Origin of the sequence: Mesorhizobium tamadayense, assembly GCF_003863365.1 — a bacterium.
In the GTDB taxonomy this organism is placed as follows: Bacteria; Pseudomonadota; Alphaproteobacteria; order Rhizobiales; family Rhizobiaceae; genus Mesorhizobium; species Mesorhizobium tamadayense.
In genome coordinates, this window is the sequence record NZ_RQXT01000017.1 from 17,000 (window position 1) to 35,101 (window position 18,102).

Below are 18,102 nucleotides of genomic sequence, written 5' to 3' on the forward strand. Positions count from 1 at the left end.
CGGTGGTTTCCTGCGCTTCCGGTGCTCACGTACTGGAAGTACGCTCCGCTCCGGTTCTCGGAAGCCACCATTCTCGGCTCGGCCTGACCTGAATCTCAACACACCCTGGAGCACGATCCCGAACCTCCGGTTCGGAAAAGATCGTGCTCAAACACAAGGCGCCGGCCACCGAAATTTTCGTGCTTCATGAAGCGTTTAGCTTCAACTTAAATGCGCCGCGCGGTTTCACCCGGACCATTTGTTGCGTCCCGTCTGGCCTCTGCGATTTTGTTTGACCTCTCCCGCAAGGGAAGAAAGACTGCGACGTCCCACTCCGACGTTGGCCGCCTGATCTGAGGCGCCTCCGCAGAGGAAATGCCTGATGACGCTGCATGACGTCGCGCTCGACGACAAGTTCGACCTCGGCAAGGAGCGCGTCTTCCTGTCTGGCGCGCAGGCCGTCGTGCGCATGCTTTTGATGCAGCGTGAGCGCGATCGCCGCGCGGGCCTCAACACCGCAGGCTTCGTTTCCGGCTACCGCGGCTCGCCGCTCGGCGGCCTCGACATGCAGCTTTGGCGAGCGAAGAGGCAGCTTGCGCAGGCCGACATCGTCTTTCAGCCGGGCCTCAACGAAGAGCTCGCCGCCACTGCCTGCTGGGGGTCGCAGCAGACCGAGCTGCTCGGCGAAGGCACGCATGACGGCGTCTTTGCCGTCTGGTACGGCAAGGGACCGGGCGTCGACCGCTCCGGCGATGTTTTCCGCCACGCCAACCTCGCCGGCTCGTCGAGAAATGGCGGCGTTCTCGCCCTGATGGGCGACGACCACATGGCCGAGTCCTCGACCAACGCGCATGCCACCGAATTCCTGTTCGTCGACACCATGGCGCCGATCCTCAATCCGGCCGGCGTCCAGGAGATCATCGACTACGGCCTCTACGGCTTTGCCATGTCGCGCTTCGCCGGCACCTGGGCGGCGATCAAATGCGTCAAGGACAACATCGAATCGACGGCCTCGGTCGACGCCTCGATCGAGCGGCTGAACATCGTCATTCCGGACTTCGACATGCCGCCCGGCGGCCTCAACATCCGCCACGAGATCGACATGCTCGGCCAGGAGGAGCGGCTGCATGAGTATAAGCGCGCCGCCGCTTCCGCCTTCATCCAGGCCAACGGACTGAACCGGATCGTCTATTCGGGCGGCCGCAACCCGAAGCTCGGCGTCATCACCATCGGCAAGAGCTATCTCGACGTCCGCCAGGCGCTCGAGGACATCGGCGTCGACGAAGCGGCTGCCAACCGCATCGGCATCCGCCTGTTCAAGGTCGGCTGCCCCTGGCCGCTCGATTATCAGCATATCGCCGACTTCGCCCGCGGCCTCGACACCATCGTCGTCGTCGAGGAGAAGCGCTCGCTGATCGAGGTGCAACTGCGCGAGAACCTCTACGGCTCCGCCATCCAGCCGGCCATCGTCGGCAAGAAGGACGAGCGCGGCGACTGGCTGTTTCCGGCCAAGGGCGCGCTCGACCCGAACGAGATCGCGATCGCGCTCGGCGAGCGGATCCTGCGCACCATTGGCCCCTCGGAGGAGATAGCCGCGCGAGTGGCGAAGCTGCGCCAGTTCCAGGCGATGCTCGCCGACACCGTCGACATCGCTTCGCGCACGCCCTTCTTCTGCTCGGGCTGCCCGCACAATTCCTCGACCAAGGTGCCAGAGGGCTCGCTCGCCGCCGCCGGCATCGGCTGCCACTTCATGGCGCTGTGGATGGACAGGAACACCGTCGGCTTCACCGCCATGGGCGGCGAGGGCGCGCAATGGGTCGGCCAGGCGCCGTTCTCCAAGCGCGACCATATCTTCCAGAATCTCGGCGACGGCACCTATAACCATTCGGGCGCGCTGGCGATCCGCTTCGCGCTGTCGAGCGGCGCCAACATCACCTACAAGATCCTCTACAACGACGCGGTCGCCATGACCGGCGGCCAGCCGCATGAAGGCGGTCTGACGGTGGATATGATCGCCAGGCAGGTGCGCGCCGAGGGCGTCGAGCGCATCGCCGTCGTCACCGACGAGCCGGACAAATATGCCGGCAAGGCCGATTTCCCGGCCGGCGCCACCATCCATCACCGCGACGATCTCGACCTCGTCCAGCGCCAATTGCGCAGCGTGAAAGGCGTGTCGGTGCTCCTCTACGACCAGACCTGCGCCGCCGAGAAACGCCGCCGTCGCAAGCGCGGCACCTTCCCAGACCCCGACAAGCGCGTCTTCATCAACGAGCTGGTCTGCGAGGGTTGCGGCGATTGCGGCGTTCAGTCGAACTGCGTCTCGATCCAGCCGGTCGAGACCGAATTCGGCCGCAAGCGCCGGATCGACCAGTCGAGCTGCAACAAGGATTTCTCCTGCCTCAACGGCTTCTGCCCGTCCTTCGTGACGGTGCACGGTGCCAAGATCAGGAAGGCCGAAGGCATTGCCGGCAAGGCCGATCCGCTCGACGGCGTGCCCGCGCCCGCCGAATTCCCGCTCGGTGACCAGGGCTGGGCGGCGATCATCGACGGCGTCGGCGGCACCGGTGTCGTCACCATCGGCGCGGTGCTCGGCATGGCCGCCCATCTCGAAGGCAAGGGCTGCGGCATGATCGACATGGCGGGCCTTGCCCAGAAGGGCGGCTCGGTCTTCACTCATGTCCGCATTGCCCCGACGCCCGAGGACATCCACGCCATCCGCGTTTCTGCCGGCAAGGCCGATCTCGTGCTCGGCTGCGATCTCGTCGTCTCCGGCGCCAAGAAAGTGCTCGCCGCGGTGCGCGAGGGCAATACCGTGTTCCTCGCCAACACCGCCGAAATCATGCCCGGCGAATTCACCCGTTCCGCCGACTTCTCCCTGCCGATCGAGCGGCTGAAGAAGGCGATCCGCGCTGCCGCCGGCGACGACAGGGCCCACTTCTTCGATGCCACCCGCACGGCGACCGCGCTGTTCGGCAATTCGCTTGGCGCCAACATGTTCATGCTCGGCTTCGCCTTCCAGCATGGCGGGCTGCCGCTGTCGGCCGAAGCCGTTGAAAAGGCCATAGAATTGAACGGCGAAGCCGTGCAGATGAACGTCGCCGCCTTCCGCTGGGGCCGTCGCGCCGCGCACCAGCCGGAGTTCGTGCGCAACTTAGTCAGCAAGACCGGCAAGCCGGCGTCCGCGGCCGCCGAAACGCTCGACGACATCATCGCCCGGCGCGTGGCTTTCCTCACCGCCTACCAGAATGCGGCCTATGGCAAGCGCTACGCCGACAGGGTCGCCGCGTTGCGTGCCGCCGAGGCGAGAGCGGTTCCCGGCTCGACGTCCGTGACCGAGGCCGCCGCGAAAAACCTGTTCAAGCTGATGGCGATCAAGGACGAATATGAGGTGGCGCGGCTTTACACCGACGGCGCCTTCGCCGCCGATCTCGCAAGGCAGTTCCAGAGCTACGAGAGGCTGGAATTCCACCTCGCGCCGCCGATCCTCGGACGGCGCGGCAATGACGGCAAGCCGAGGAAATCGAGCTTCGGCCCCTGGATGATGAAGGCATTTCGGCTGCTGTCCGGTATGAAAGGCCTTCGCGGCACGGCGTTCGACCTGTTCGGCCATACCGCCGAACGGCGCGCCGAGCGGCAGCTGCTTGCGCAATACGAGGGCGATCTCGAGCTGATCGCCGCAGTACTTGCGCCGGGCAGGATCGAGGCCGCCGCCGCTCTCGCCTCCGTGCCGGCGCTCGTCCGCGGCTATGGCCATGTCCGGCAGGCCAGCGCCGAGAAGGCCGCCGGCGAGCGCTCCAGGCTGCTCGAACGCCTGCGAAAGGCCGCGCCGGAGCCGGTTCTCCGCGCGGCGGAGTGATTGCGCCGACTGTCTGTCCGAAGCCTGATTTACCAGCCTGTCCCATTGTTCCCGCGCCTTGGCGGGCTGCCGAAGCCGCTGTTCTAAGCCTTTCTTAAGGCGGTTGTGTCATGACAAGGCTTAGCGTTGGGCCGACCATATGGGCAGAACAAAGACCGAAAGCATCCCCGCGGATGTTTATATCCAATTTGTGCGGTCGTTGTTCGACAACGCGCACATGTTGTTGATCGGCGGCGCGTGCTACTCGATCCTCGGGGTCATGATCTATCTGCGCACGCGCAACCCCCTGTTCCTGGCGTTTTCTTTTGCTCTGCTCTCCGTCAGCCTTATCCGTTACTTCGGCATTCGCGGCTTCCTGAAGACAGGCGGCGTGATTGCCGATGTCGAGCACGCGCAGCGATTGGAGCGCAGTTACATCCTCAAGGGCTGCTTGCAGGGCCTCGGGTTGGGCTCGCTGTGCTTCGTGTCGATCTATGTATATCCCGATCCTTTTGCCGAGCTGGCTGCGATGTCGCTGACCCTGGCGACCCTGGTCACGGTTGTCGCCCGCAACTACGGGTCTCCGCGCATGGTGCGGATTTTTTCCGTCACCTTCATCGGTCCGGCCGCTCTCGCGCTCCTGCTGCGCATGGACGCGCCCTCCGTCGTCCTCGGCCTGATGATTATCCCGATGACGTTCATCACCATCACAGGCGCCGACCATGTCCGCAACGTGCTGTTCTCGGCGGTCATCGGCCACAAGCAGGCGAGGAACCTGACGCGCAGGTTCGACCGCGCGCTCAATACCATGTCTCACGGCCTGGTCATGCTCGGCCCGGACGGGCGCGTCGCGGTCGCCAATGCCGAGGCCGCCCACCTGATGTCGCTGAAATCGGCCGACGCGCTTCTCGGGCGCTCGATCCACGGCCTTCTGATGCGCGGCGTCGCCGGCGGCATGCTGGCGCCGAAGGACTGCCGCTACATCGAGGCGCAGCTGACGCGCGCTCTGCGCGAAGGCCGGGACCGCAAGGTGCTGGTTTCGCTCGCCAACGGCCAGCACTACGAATTCTCCGCGCGCGAAGGCAGCCAGGAACTCGGCGTCATCACCTTCGAGGACGTTACGGCCCGCGTCGAGGCGGAGGAAAAGATTCGTTTCATGGCGCGCTACGACAACCTCACCGGTCTACCGAACCGCGCCTACTTCCACGAGCTGGCCGGCGAGGCCATGGCGTCCGGCGACCGCGACCGGCTCTGCGGCCTGGCGGTGCTCGACCTCGATGATTTCAAGAGCGTCAACGACACGCTCGGCCACCCGGTCGGCGACGGGTTGATCTACGCCGTGGCCGAGCGGCTGGCGGCGGTCGCCGGGCCTGGCATCAACGTCAGCCGCTTCGGCGGCGACGAGTTCATGATCTATTTCGACCGCATCGAGGATGAGAGCCATCTCAGCAGCCTGCTCGACGATATCTTCGCGGACTTGCAGGGCGAGGTCGACGTTGCCGGCCACGGTCTACGCATCCAGACCAGCGGCGGCGCGGTGTTGTCGATTGTCAAGGACACCGACGTCGATGCCATGATCGTCAAGGCGGACCTTGCGCTCTACAAGGCCAAGGAGCTCGGCAAGAACAGCTGGCGGCTGTTCGAGGCATCGATGGATGCCGCCTTCCGCAACCGCCAGCTTATGAAGGCCGACCTGCGCAGCGCCGTGCAAGCCAAGGAGTTGCGTGTCGTCTACCAGCCGATCGTGTCCATGAGCACCATGCGCATCGCCAGTTGCGAGGCGCTCTGCCGCTGGGATCATCCCGATCTCGGCCCGGTTTCGCCGAGCATCTTCATTCCGCTGGCCGAGGAGATGGGCATCATCTCCGAGATCAGCAGCTTCGTGCTGCAGGCGGCCTGCGCCGAATGCGCCAAATGGCCGGCCCAGACCAGCGTCTCGATCAACCTCTCGGCCAAGGATTTCCGCAACCGCGAGGTCGTGCAGAAGGTGCGCGATGCCCTGGCGGCCGCTGGCCTTGCGCCGCACCGGCTCGAGATCGAGGTCACGGAGACTGCCTTGCTCGACGACAAATCGCTGACCCGCGAGTTGATCGAGGAGCTGAAGACCCTGGGTGTCCGCATCGCGCTCGACGACTTCGGCACCGGCTACTCCAGCCTCAGCTACCTGCACAAGCTGCCGCTCGACAAGATCAAGATCGACCGCTCCTTTCTGATCGACGTGACCCAGAGTCCCAAGTCGCTCGACCTTCTGAAGGGTATCGTCGGCTTGACCCGGACGCTGGGCCTTACCGTCACCATCGAAGGGGTCGAGACCTTCGAGCAGCTGAAGATATTGGTGCATTCGGTCAAACCGGACCTCGTGCAAGGGTTCCTCTTCGGTGCCGCGCTCAGCGCGTCCGGCATCGAGACGATGTCGAACGTCACATGGCCATTCGCCGCGGACCTGCGTCTCGCCGCCAAGCGGACAGCCAGGTAGCGTATTTCGTAAATTTCGCCGACCAGGACTGATAATGCGCGTTGCTTTGACCGCACGGCGGTTTGCACAAAAGCAGAAGCTTTAAAGCCCGATCTTGGTGGTTAGCTTCCAAATAATCGTCGTCGAAGCGCGGAAGGTTTCTATCGAAAACTGCATAAGGTCAGCTATCTTTAGTAGATCGACGATTCTATCGGATTCTGAACCGGATCGGTGCTTCCCGCTGCCGAATTCGTGACCTCCTCCACATCAAGCGTGAGTTTAGTTCTGGGCGCCCGATCGGCGCGCAACTTTGTCGGAAGGGAGTTCCGCCGGTTGTTAAGGTTAACGAAAGGTAAATCAGCAGGGTTGAATTTTCGGCTTGTGTCTCATTTCGACTCGAATAGCCTATTCACAGGCGGATACGAGGACTTGGTAATGGATGCTGCGGGAAACGATGCGCAGGCTGGCGCCGGCGCAAATGCTGGATCGGCGCTGAATCGTTCGATCATGCAATTGCTGGAGCATGTCGATTATCGTCTCATCACAGGGGGCGAGGATTTGGAGGCGATCTACCGCCTTCGCTATCAATCCTACCTGCGCTCAGGCATGTGCGGTCCGATCGCCAGCGGGATGTTCGAGGATCGCTGGGACAACCTGCCGAATTCCTACCGGTTCGGCGTCTATTTCGACGGCCACTTGGTCAGCACGCTGCGGCTCCACTACATTTCCAGCGAGCACCCCTATTCGCCCTCCGTCGACGCTTATCCGGAAATACTGGCCGAGCGGCTTGCCCGCGGAGAGACTTTCATCGACGGAACCCGCTTTGCAACCGATTCAGACAGCGCGCCTGCGCCGGGGGTCCTGCCTTTCCTGACACTCAGGCTCGGCATGGTGGCGTCCAGCTACTTTGGCCAGACCGCGGTTCTCACGCCGGTCAAGGTTGAGCATTCCGCTTACTATACCCGCATCTTCCATGCCGTGCAGCGGACCGAGGGCAAGGTGTTTCCGGGCGTTCTTGCGCCGATCGCTCTGTTCGAGATCCCCTGCGGCGAAAACTTGCGCCAGACGCTTGAACGGTTCCCGTTCTTCAAGTCGACGCCGGTGGAGCAGCGGATGATGTTCGCCAATCCGGCCATCAACCGGCTGACCCCCCTGTCCATCGTGCCGACGGCGAAATACTACCGCGACGCCGCCTGAACGGGCGTCCTTGCGCGCATCATGGACCTTTCCTGCGATTCCCGCGTTACGAGTAGCGGCGTCGCGATCGGGCGACGCCGCATTCTTGCCCAGCAGGCGTTTCGCCGGCTCATATCGGGTTGTTCATGGGAAGGAATACGGTCATGACCATCCACTCGCTTGCGCTCGCGCCGCTGATCTCGCTGATCGCCGGCATATTGATCCTGGTGATGCCGCGCCTGCTCAACTACATCGTCGCGCTCTACCTGATCGTCGTCGGCCTGCTCGGGCTGTTTCCGCAGCTCGCCGGCTGAGGCCCAGGAATCGCCCCGCCGGCGTTCCGTCCCAATTTCAACTTTCATTTGAGGCTGTTGTCGCCGGCCGTGCGGCAATCGCGCCATTGCTCTTGGTCCGGCTTTTCGCTATGTGCCTCGAAGGCATTTTCGAAGGGGTATTCCTATGGCTGATCACACGCCGACCGGTCCTGTCGAGCTAGGCGCGCAGATGGACTATGCCGAGCATGACCGCACCTACAGGGGCTTCCTCGCGCTTGCCAAATACGGTTCGCTCACCTGCGCCGCCCTCCTCCTGGCAATGGCTTTCGGTTTCTTCGTCGGTGGGTTCTTTTCGGGGACCATCCTGTTCATCCTGATCATGGCCCTCGGCTATTTCATTCTGCGGTAGACTCTCCAAAACCATTGCGTTCGACGTTCCGCCGGAGGTCCCGGCCGACGCCTTGCGCAGCAAGGTTCCAGCCGAAAGGATCATGCGGTGGGGCAGACGGTATTCATCCCTCGTGAGCTTGACGCGAACGAGCCGCGTGTCGCAGCCTCGCCTGAGACGGTGAAACGGCTGGTGGGCCTGGGCTTCGAGGTGATCGTCGAAAAGGGTGCCGGTCTCGGCTCCCGCATCCCCGACCTGGATTTCGCCAGCGCCGGCGGCGCGATCGGAGCGGCGGCCGACGCCAGGAAGGCCGATGTGGTGCTGAAAGTGCGCCGGCCGACCGATGCCGAGCTGAAGGGCTACAAGTCGGGTGCGGCCGTCATCGCCATCATGGACCCATACGGCAACGACGCGGCGGTGGCCGCCATGGCCAAGGCCGGCGTCACCGCCTTTTCGATGGAGTTCATGCCGCGCATCACGCGTGCGCAGTCGATGGACGTGCTTTCCTCGCAGGCCAACCTTGCCGGCTACCAGGCGGTGATCGACGCGGCAGCCGAATATGACCGCGCGCTGCCGATGATGATGACGGCGGCCGGTACCGTGCCGGCGGCCAGGGCCTTCATCATGGGCGTCGGCGTCGCCGGCCTGCAGGCGATCGCCACCGCGCGCCGTCTTGGCGCCGTCGTCACCGCCACCGATGTGCGCCCGGCGGTGAAGGAGCAGGTGCAGTCGCTCGGCGCAAAATTCCTGGCCGTTGAGGACGAGGAGTTCAAGGCGGCCGAGACCGCTGGCGGCTACGCCAAGGAAATGTCGAAGGAATATCAGGCCACGCAGGCGGCCCTCACCGCCGAGCATATCGCCAAGCAGGACATCGTCATCACCACGGCGCTGATCCCTGGACGTCCGGCGCCGAAGCTGGTCTCGGCCGCCATGGTCGCTTCGATGCGGCCGGGCTCGGTGATCGTCGACCTCGCGGTCGAGCGCGGCGGCAATGTCGAGGGCGCCGTGCCCGGCAAGGTCGTGACGACCGAAAACGGCGTCAAGATCGTTGGCCATCTCAATGTGCCGGGCCGCGTCGCGGCGTCGGCCTCGCTGCTCTACGCCAAGAATCTCTACGCCTTCCTCGAGACGATGGTCGACAAGGCGGCGAAAGAGCTTGCCATCAAGCGCGACGACGAGCTGGTCAAGGCGACGATGCTGACCGATGGCGGAAAGGTCGTGCACCCCAATTTCGCCAACGCCGCCGAGGCGCCGCGCACGGAACCGGCTGCGATCCCGGCCACGTTCCTAGTCGCGGATGCCGCTGACAAGAAACCGACGCCGAAGAAGAAGTCCGCTGCCAAGCCGAAGGGGACCGTGTGATGGAACAGCTGCAGAAAGCCCTCGACCAGCTCGATCAGGCGGCCGCCGCCGTTCGCCTCGCGGTGCAGGATCTGGCCAATGCGCCCGCCGGCGCCGAGGCTGCCGGCAACGCCGCGCATGCGCTCTCGGGCGGCGCCATCGATCCCTTCGTCTTCCGCTTCGCCATCTTCGTGCTGGCGATCTTCGTCGGCTATTATGTGGTCTGGTCGGTGACGCCGGCGCTGCACACGCCGCTGATGGCCGTCACCAACGCCATCTCCTCGGTCATCGTCGTCGGCGCGCTGCTCGCCGTCGGCATCGCGGCCTCCGGCCTTGCCTCGGGCTTCGGCTTCGTCGCCCTGGTGCTGGTCTCGGTCAACATCTTCGGCGGCTTCCTCGTTACCCAGCGCATGCTCGCCATGTACAAGAAGAAGGAAAAGTGACGTGACCGTCGATCTCGCTTCCTTCCTGTACCTGGTTTCCGGCATCCTATTCATCCTGGCGCTGCGCGGGCTTTCGCATCCGACAACCAGCCGCCAGGGCAATCTCTACGGCATGATCGGCATGGGCATCGCTCTTTGCACCACGCTGGCGCTGGCGCTGCCCTCGGCCGGCCGCTTCAGCCTGATCGTGCTCGGCCTCGCCATCGGCGGCGGTGTCGGCGCCTATGTCGCCCGCCGCATCGCCATGACCTCGATGCCGCAACTGGTCGCCGCCTTCCACAGCCTCGTCGGCTTCGCCGCCGTCATGGTTGCGGCCGCGGCCATCTATGCGCCCGAAAGCTTCGGCATCGGCACGGCGGGCGACATCCATGCCCAGGCGCTTGTCGAGATGAGCCTGGGCGTCGCCATCGGCGCCATCACCTTCACCGGCTCGGTCATCGCCTTCCTGAAGCTCGACGGCCGCATGTCCGGCAAGCCGATCATGATCGGCGGCCGCCACCTGATCAACATCGCGCTCGGCGTCGCCCTGGTGGTGCTGATCGTGCTGCTCGTCGCCACCGAATCCAAGCTCGTCTTCTGGCTGATCGTCATCGCCTCGCTGGTGCTGGGCGTGCTTTTGATCATCCCGATCGGCGGCGCCGACATGCCGGTCGTGGTGTCGATGCTGAACTCCTATTCCGGCTGGGCGGCGGCAGCGCTTGGCTTCACACTCGGCAACCTGGCGCTGATCATCACCGGCGCGCTGGTCGGCTCGTCCGGTGCGATCCTGTCCTACATCATGTGCAAGGGAATGAACCGGAGTTTCATTTCGGTCATTCTCGGCGGCTTCGGCGGCGAGACGGCGGCCGTGGTCAACGACGGCATCGAGCGCACCGTCAAGCAGGGCTCGGCCGACGACGCGGCCTACCTGATGATGAACGCGCAGAAGGTCATCATCGTGCCCGGCTACGGCATGGCGGTCGCCCAGGCGCAGCATGCGCTGCGCGAGATGGCCGACAAGCTCAAGGCGAACGGCGTCGAGGTCAAATACGCCATTCATCCGGTCGCCGGCCGCATGCCCGGCCACATGAACGTGCTCTTGGCCGAGGCCAACGTGCCCTATGACGAGGTGTTCGAACTGGAGGACATCAACTCCGAATTCGCGCAGGCCGACGTCGCCTATGTCATCGGCGCCAACGACGTCACCAACCCGTCCGCGCGCGACGACAAGGCCTCGCCCATCTACGGCATGCCGATCCTCGACGTCGACAAGGCCCGCACCTGCCTGTTCGTCAAGCGCTCGCTCGGCTCCGGCTATGCCGGCATCGACAACACGCTGTTCTACAAGGACGGCACCATGATGCTGCTCGGTGACGCCAAGAAGATGACCGAGGAAATCGTCAAGGCTTTTGATCATTGATCAGCCACAGCTTCTGCAACAAAAAAGCCCGGCAGTCCGCCGGGCTTTTTTGTTGCACAAGGCTGTCGGCCGGATCCATTTCAGATGTCCAGATTGGCGACCGACAGCGCGTTGTCCTGGATGAACTCGCGCCGCGGCTCCACCTCGTCGCCCATCAGCCGCGAGAACAGCGAGTCGGCGTCGGTCGCGTCGTTCACCTTGACCTGCAGCAGCGAGCGCACGTTCGGGTCGAGCGTGGTTTCCCAGAGCTGCTCGGCATTCATCTCGCCGAGGCCCTTGTAGCGCTGCATGGTCAGGCCCTTGCGGCCGGTGGCGAACACTGCGTTGAGCAGCGCCAGCGGTCCCGAAACGACTTCTGAAACCTCCTTGCGGCGCAGCACCGGAGGCTCCGCGTAGACTTCGGCGAGACGCGGCGCGTAGCGGTCGAGCTGGCGGGCGTCGGCAGAATTGATCAGCCCGGCATCGAGTTGGACTGAGTCCTTGACGCTGCGCACCGTGCGTTCGAAGACATAGCCGCCCGAGCCGTCATTGGAGGTCGACAGGTGCCCGGTCCAGCCCCGTTCGGTCTCCTCGGCGATCAGGTCGAGCCGCCTGGCGACGCGCTCGGCCATGGCGTTGGCGCTGCCGAGATCGGCGAGCACGTCGGAGTTGAGCGCGCCGGCGACCGCGGCCTGCTCGACGACGCTGCGGTTGTAGCGCGTGTGCAGCCCGTTGATCAGGTGGCGCACCGCCAGCGCGTCGTCGATGGCGCTGCGCAGATCCTGTCCGGTCCGCACTTCGCCGGAGCCGAGCGTCAGCGAGGCCTCCTCCAATCCGGAGTTGATCAGATATTCCTCATAGGCGCTCTCGTCCTTGAGGTATTGCGAGCTCTTGCCCCGGGTCACTTTGTAGAGCGGCGGCTGGGCGATGTAGAGATGGCCGCGCTCGATCAGCTCCGGCATCTGCCGGAAGAAGAAGGTGAGCAGCAGCGTGCGGATATGGGCGCCGTCGACGTCGGCGTCCGTCATCAGGATGATCTTGTGGTAGCGCAGCTTGTCGGCGTTGAACTCGTCCTTGCCGATCGAGGTGCCGAGCGCGGTGATCAGCGTCCCGATCATGTCGGAACTGAGCATGCGATCGAAGCGCGCCCGCTCGACGTTCAGGATCTTGCCGCGCAGCGGCAGGATCGCCTGGTTCTGGCGCGAGCGGCCGCCCTTGGCCGAGCCGCCTGCGGAGTCGCCCTCGACGATGAAGATCTCGGACTTCGCCGGATCGCGCTCCTGGCAGTCGGCGAGCTTGCCGGGCAGCGAGGTGACGCCGAGCGAGCTCTTGCGGGTGATGTCGCGTGCCTTGCGCGCCGCCTCGCGCGCGGCGGCCGCCTGAATCACCTTCTCGACCACCACCTTGCCTTCGGCCGGGTGCTCTTCCAGCCAGGTGCCGAGCGCCTCGCTGACTAGGCTTTCCACCACCGGCCGGACTTCCGATGAGACCAGCTTGTCCTTGGTCTGCGAGGAGAATTTCGGATCCGGAACCTTGACCGAGAGCACCGCGGTCAGGCCTTCGCGGCAATCGTCGCCGGTGAGAGAAACCTTCTCCTTCTTGGTCTGGCCGGAGGACTCGCCATAACCGGTGATCTGCCTGGTCAGCGCCCCGCGGAAGCCGGCCAGATGCGTGCCGCCGTCGCGCTGCGGGATGTTGTTGGTGAAAGCCAGCACATTCTCGTGGTAGCTGTCGTTCCACCACATCGCCACCTCGACGGTGATGCCGTCGCGCTCGGCGCGGATGGCGATCGGCTTCTCGATCAGCGGCTTCTTGACCCGGTCGAGATATTTGACGAATTCCTCGAGGCCGCCGTCATAATGCAGCTCGTGGCGCACGAGGTCGGCATGGCGCGCGTCAGTCAGCACGATGCGCACGCCGGAATTGAGGAAGGCGAGCTCGCGCAGCCGGTGCTCCAGCGTGCCATAGTCGAACTCGACCATGGTGAAAGTCTCGGCCGACGGAAAGAAGGTGATCTCCGTGCCGCTGCGGCCCTCATAGGTGCCAGGGCGCTTGTGCTGCTCATAGGTGCCGGTCACCTTGAGTGGCGCGTCGGCATTGCCGTGGGTGAAGCCCATCTCGAAGATCTCGCCGTTGCGGCGGATCTTGAGCTTCAGCCAGGCCGACAGCGCGTTGACCACCGACACGCCGACGCCGTGCAGGCCGCCTGAGACCTTGTAGGAATTCTGGTCGAATTTGCCGCCGGCATGCAGCTGCGTCATGATGACCTCGGCCGCCGAAACACCCTCGCTGGAGTGGATATCGGTCGGAATCCCGCGGCCATTGTCGATCACGGTCACCGAGCCGTCGGGGTTGAGCGTCACCGAGACGAGGTCGGCGTGGCCGGCCAAGGCCTCGTCGATGGCGTTGTCCACCACCTCGTAGACCATATGGTGCAGGCCCGAGCCGTCATCGGTGTCGCCGATATACATGCCCGGCCGCTTGCGGACGGCGTCCAACCCCTTCAAAACCTTGATGGAATCGGCACCGTACTCGGCTTCCGCGCCAATGGCGCTCTCGGTCTGGTCGCTCATAAATACCTGTCTGATTGATGTCGCTGATCCGGCGCGGAAAAATGGCGCCGAATCGCGCCGTTTTGATGTCCTAGATATAGGCGCAAATGGCCGTTTTTCCAAGGTTTTGCGGGCATTTTGCCGGCTGGCGGCAACCGGGATCGAGATTGCTTTCGTGGTCTTTGGCCGGCGAGCGACGCGCAAGCCGTAAAGAACGCGCCGACACTTGCAAAAGCCGGCGCAAAGGCCTTGCCGTTCGTCACATGGACGCCCGCTTCGCCGCGCATTACATTTGGCTGCCAGCGGAGCATGCCAATGGACACCAAGCCCGCCCCCTTCGTGCCGCCGGCGCCGAAGCCGCGCACCACGCCGCCCTCGACGCTGGAAATGATGCGCATCGTTTACCGCAATCCGCTCGAATTGTGGGGCGAGCATACCTACAACGAGCCCTGGATATCGGTGACCGGCATCGGCGGGCCGCTGGTCGTCGCCAACGATCCCGGCCTGATCCGCCATGTGCTGGTCGACAACGCCAGGAACTACAAGATGGCGACGGTGCGCCAGCTGATCCTGCGCCCGATCTTGCGCGACGGCTTGCTCACCGCAGAGGGCGAAGTGTGGAAGCGCTCGCGCAAGGCGATGGCGCCGGTGTTCACGCCGCGCCACATCTTCGGCTTCGCCGAGCCGATGCTGAGGCGCACGCTGGAATTCGTCACCCGCTACGAGGCCGGCGGCACGTCCGACATCGCCCATGACATGACGCTGCTGACCTACGACATCCTCGCCGAGACGCTGTTTTCCGGCGAGATCGCCGACGAGCCGGGCAGCTTCGCCAAGGAGATCGACCACCTGTTCGAAACCATGGGTCGTGTCGACCCGCTCGACCTGTTGCGCGCGCCGGAATGGCTGCCGCGCCTCACCCGCATCCGCGGCCGCAAGACCATGGCCTATTTCCGCAACATCGTCGCCGGCACGGTGAGGATGCGCGAGGAGCGGCTGAAGCGCGATCCCGACGGCGTGCCGCAGGATTTCCTGACGCTTCTGCTGAAGGCCGAAGGGCCGGACGGGCTGACCCGCGCGGAAGTCGAGGACAACATCATCACCTTCATCGGCGCCGGTCACGAGACCACGGCGCGGGCGCTGGGCTGGACGATCTACTGCCTCGCCGAGGCGGCCTGGGAGCGCGACAGGATCGAGCAGGAGATCGATGCGGTGCTGGCGAGGGAGCCCGATCCGACGAAATGGCTGGACGCCATGCCGCTCACCCGCGCCGCCTTCGAGGAAGCGCTCCGGCTCTATCCGCCGGCGCCCTCGATCAACCGCGAGCCGATCGAGCCGGAGACGTGGAACGGCCTCTACATCCCGAAACACGCCGCCGTGCTGGTGATGCCCTGGGTCGTGCATCGCCACCGCAAGCTGTGGGACAGGCCGGACGCCTTCATGCCGGAGCGCTTCCATCCGGAAAACCGCGACAGGATCGACCGCTTCCAGTACCTGCCCTTCGGCGCCGGGCCGCGCGTCTGCATCGGCGCCAGCTTCGCCATGCAGGAGGCGATCATCGCTTTAGCCATCCTGTTGTCGCGCTTCCGCTTCGACGTGACGGCCGAAACCCGGCCATGGCCGGTGCAGAAGCTGACCACGCAGCCGCAGGGCGGCCTGCCGATGCAGGTTTCACGCCGCGGCCAGAGCAATTCCAGGAAAAGTGTGTAACGGTAGGCTCGGCGACTTCGCCGTAGCCTTCCGTCCGGAATTGCGTAAAACAAATACTAGCGCGCGTTTGATTATCGGTCGGCTATCGGGCGGCGCTGCTGGAACTGGCCGGCGGCGCGGAAGCGCCAGAGATAGCTCGGCAGGATCGTGGCGATCGCCTGCGGCTGGATGCCGAGGCCGGCGAGCGTCCTGGCAGCGTTAGCGGCTTCTTCGGAGACGACATTGTGCTCGCGCAGCTGCAGCACCTGGTCCTTGGTCAGCATCGGATTGGGCAGCAGCTGAAGGATCGAGGCCTGCAGGTTCGCCACCCACCACGGAACGGGCAACAGCATCCGCTTGCGGTCGACCACGGCAAGCAGCTCCTCCATGCATTCCTTGAAGGTCAGAACCTGCGGGCCGCCGAGTTCATAGATCTGGCCGCCCTCGACCTTGCCGTCGACCGAGCGCGCCACGGCCTCGGCGACGTCGCCGACATAGACCGGCTGGAATTTTGTCTGCCCGCCGCCGATCAGCGGCAGGACAGGCGAGTAGCGCGCCATGTTGGCGAAGCGGTTGAAGAAGCTGTCCTCGGGTCCGAAATTGATCGACGGCCGGAAGATCACGGCGTCGGGAATCGTCTCGAACACCGCCTTCTCGCCGAGCGCCTTGGTGCGTGCGTAGTCCGACGGCGAGTTCAAATCGGCGCCGAGCGCCGAGATATGGGTGAGGCCGGCGCCGACCGAGCGCGCGGCTTCCGCGACGGCGCGCGCGCCGAACTCGTGTACGGAGCCGAATTTCTGCCGGCCGGTCTGGTGCAGGATGGCGACGAGGTTGACGACATGGTCGGCGCCCTGCACGGCGCGGTCGACCGACCAGCGCACGCGCACATTGGCCTGCACTGGCTGGATCTGACCGACATTGCCGAGCGGCTGCACATGGCCGGCAAGGTCGGGCCGCCGGCAGGCGACCCGGATACGGTAGCCGCGCTTGGCGAGCGCGCGAACGACATGACGGCCGACGAATCCCGAGCCGCCGAAGACGACGACAAGCTTGGGGGTCTGCAGGATTTCGGTCATGGTTGGCTCCGCGCGCAAAAGCTTGGCTAGAGCCGCTTCTTAATCCGTTTCGCGTCAAAGGCAAAGAGCGACCGGAGGTCGCCGCCGCCTGGTTTTTGCTCCGCTTGGAAGGCCTTGCCGACACGTGCGTCGACCGAATGCCGGTTGCCGCCATACCGTGACCAAAAGCGCGATTGCCGCAGCGAACAGAAAACCCCGCCGAAGCGGGGTTCTCCGGGCAGTGCTCGCGCCGAAACAGGGTCAACGAGGCGGCCTGACCTGAGACGGCATCAAGGCGGCGTGAAGCAAGCACGCCCGCCCCGGCCCTGGATGCCCGGCGCGGCGCCGCCAACCGCAAGCCGCGACCCAAGCCACCCTTTGCGGCTTGCGATGTGGGGTGCCGGTGATGGGTCGGTGCAGAATGGGAAAAGGTTCAGGAGGCTCGTGAAGAAACGCCGAGTCTTGTGCCGTGTCTTGGTCAGGCCGAATAGCGCTCGGCGAATTCGGAAATGCGCTGCACGACCGCCTTCGGCACGTCGATGCCGCGGGCGCTCGCTTTCTCGGCGGCGTCGGCCCGAGCGCGGCCAGGAATATGCACGCCGTAGCGCCGCCGCAGCCGGTCAAGCTGGTCCTTCATGCGGCGTTCGAAGTCCGGGTCGAGCAGCTTGGGCTCGACGGCGAGCACGAAGAGCCCGGTTCCGGGACTGTCCGGCCCGCCGCTGAACCAGGGCGCGTCGAGCGACCAGTTGGCGCCGGAAATACCTGCCGCCAGCACCTCGACCATCAGCGCGATGTTGGCGCCGCGCTGGCCGCCGAAGGCGAGCATCGCGCCCTTCATCGCCGCCGCCGGGTCGGTGGTCGGATTGCCGCTGGCGTCGAGCGCCCAGCCCTCGGGGATCTTCCTGCCGTCTTCCGCTGCCTTGCGGATGTTGACGAAGGCGGTGGCGCTCGACGACTGATCGATGACCAGCGGCGGCCCGTCGGCGGCCGGCGCGGCAAAGGACATCGGATTGGTGCAGTAGACCGGCTTGACCGAACCGGAGCCGGCAAGCACCGCCGGCCCGTTGGTGGCGGCGAAGGAGACCAGACCCTGTCCGGCCAACCGCCCGGTGAAATAGCCGAGCGCCCCGCAGGTATAGGCGTTCTTCTGCGAGAAGATGGCGACGCCGAACAGCCTTGCCGCCTTGGCGAGATCATCGATCGTGCGGTCGAAGCCGGTATGGGCAAGCCCGCCGCGTGCGTCCGAGAGATAGATGGCCAGCGCCGGCCTGGTGATGACCGGATCGGCATTGCCGTCGATGCGGCCCGCTTCCAGCGCTTCGAGATAATCGATCAAATGCGACAGCCCGACCGTGGAAAGCCCTTCGGCCTCGGCCGCGACGATCGAGGCGGCGAGCGACCGCGCCGCCTCCTCATTGGCGCCGGCGCCCAATGCCGCCATCCGGCACAGCCCTGTCGCCTGGTCGAGAGTGAGTTGCATGGCGATTTGGTTCCTAAGCGAATAGCGAATAGGGAGTAGCGAGTAGGGAAAGCAAC

The 18,102-nt window shown here is 64.8% G+C and carries 12 protein-coding genes and 1 pseudogene; 10 read left to right on the forward strand and 3 right to left on the reverse strand.

Annotated elements, in window-relative coordinates; genetic code table 11:
• Positions 1-331: 331 nt before the first annotated feature.
• The 8 genes and pseudogenes from EH240_RS15500 to EH240_RS15535 all read left to right on the forward strand — a co-directional run.
• A pseudogene (locus EH240_RS15500) lies at positions 332-3,835 on the forward strand (indolepyruvate ferredoxin oxidoreductase family protein); the annotation flags it as partial.
• A 139-nt stretch (positions 3,836-3,974) separates the two neighbouring features.
• Positions 3,975-6,290 (forward strand): putative bifunctional diguanylate cyclase/phosphodiesterase, encoded by a 2,316-nt coding sequence (locus EH240_RS15505; RefSeq protein WP_124999624.1) that lies wholly within the window; start codon positions 3,975-3,977, stop codon positions 6,288-6,290.
• A 210-nt stretch (positions 6,291-6,500) separates the two neighbouring features.
• Positions 6,501-7,466, forward strand: coding sequence for an N-acyl amino acid synthase FeeM domain-containing protein (locus EH240_RS15510; RefSeq protein ID WP_245436075.1), 966 nt, complete (start codon positions 6,501-6,503; stop codon positions 7,464-7,466).
• A gap of 143 nt (positions 7,467-7,609) precedes the next feature.
• A complete protein-coding gene (locus tag EH240_RS15515; RefSeq protein ID WP_124999626.1) occupies positions 7,610-7,759 on the forward strand; it encodes a DUF3096 domain-containing protein in 150 nt (49 codons plus the stop codon).
• 145 nt (positions 7,760-7,904) lie between these two features.
• Complete coding sequence (locus EH240_RS15520; RefSeq protein WP_124999628.1) at positions 7,905-8,129, forward strand: aa3-type cytochrome c oxidase subunit IV; 225 nt, start codon at positions 7,905-7,907, stop codon at positions 8,127-8,129.
• A gap of 87 nt (positions 8,130-8,216) precedes the next feature.
• Positions 8,217-9,470, forward strand: a complete 1,254-nt coding sequence (locus EH240_RS15525; protein WP_124999630.1) for a Re/Si-specific NAD(P)(+) transhydrogenase subunit alpha — start codon at positions 8,217-8,219, stop codon at positions 9,468-9,470.
• Entirely contained in the window at positions 9,470-9,892 is a 423-nt protein-coding gene (locus EH240_RS15530; protein WP_124999632.1) for an NAD(P) transhydrogenase subunit alpha part 2, read from the forward strand. The genes EH240_RS15525 and EH240_RS15530 overlap by 1 nt, the downstream gene beginning before the upstream one ends.
• 1 nt (position 9,893) lies before the next feature.
• On the forward strand, positions 9,894-11,291 hold the full coding sequence (locus EH240_RS15535; protein WP_124999634.1) for an NAD(P)(+) transhydrogenase (Re/Si-specific) subunit beta: 1,398 nt from the start codon (positions 9,894-9,896) through the stop codon (positions 11,289-11,291).
• 80 nt (positions 11,292-11,371) lie between these two features.
• On the opposite strand, the gene gyrB is transcribed toward EH240_RS15535, so the two are convergent.
• The gene (gene gyrB, locus EH240_RS15540) at positions 11,372-13,843 is read right to left on the reverse strand and encodes a DNA topoisomerase (ATP-hydrolyzing) subunit B (protein WP_124999636.1); all 2,472 of its coding nucleotides are present in this window, start codon (positions 13,841-13,843) and stop codon (positions 11,372-11,374) included.
• Between gyrB and EH240_RS15545 the strand changes: the two genes are divergently transcribed.
• The gene (locus tag EH240_RS15545) at positions 13,818-14,033 is read left to right on the forward strand and encodes a hypothetical protein (RefSeq protein ID WP_124999638.1); all 216 of its coding nucleotides are present in this window, start codon (positions 13,818-13,820) and stop codon (positions 14,031-14,033) included. The two genes, gyrB and EH240_RS15545, sit on opposite strands and share 26 nt — an antisense overlap.
• A gap of 104 nt (positions 14,034-14,137) precedes the next feature.
• Entirely contained in the window at positions 14,138-15,532 is a 1,395-nt protein-coding gene (locus EH240_RS15550; protein WP_124999640.1) for a cytochrome P450, read from the forward strand.
• 71 nt (positions 15,533-15,603) lie between these two features.
• Here EH240_RS15550 and EH240_RS15555 read toward each other — a convergent pair whose 3' ends face one another.
• On the reverse strand, positions 15,604-16,587 hold the full coding sequence (locus EH240_RS15555) for a complex I NDUFA9 subunit family protein (protein ID WP_124999642.1): 984 nt from the start codon (positions 16,585-16,587) through the stop codon (positions 15,604-15,606).
• A 457-nt stretch (positions 16,588-17,044) separates the two neighbouring features.
• Positions 17,045-18,046, reverse strand: a complete 1,002-nt coding sequence (locus tag EH240_RS15560) for an Ldh family oxidoreductase (protein WP_124999644.1) — start codon at positions 18,044-18,046, stop codon at positions 17,045-17,047.
• Positions 18,047-18,102: the final 56 nt, after the last annotated feature.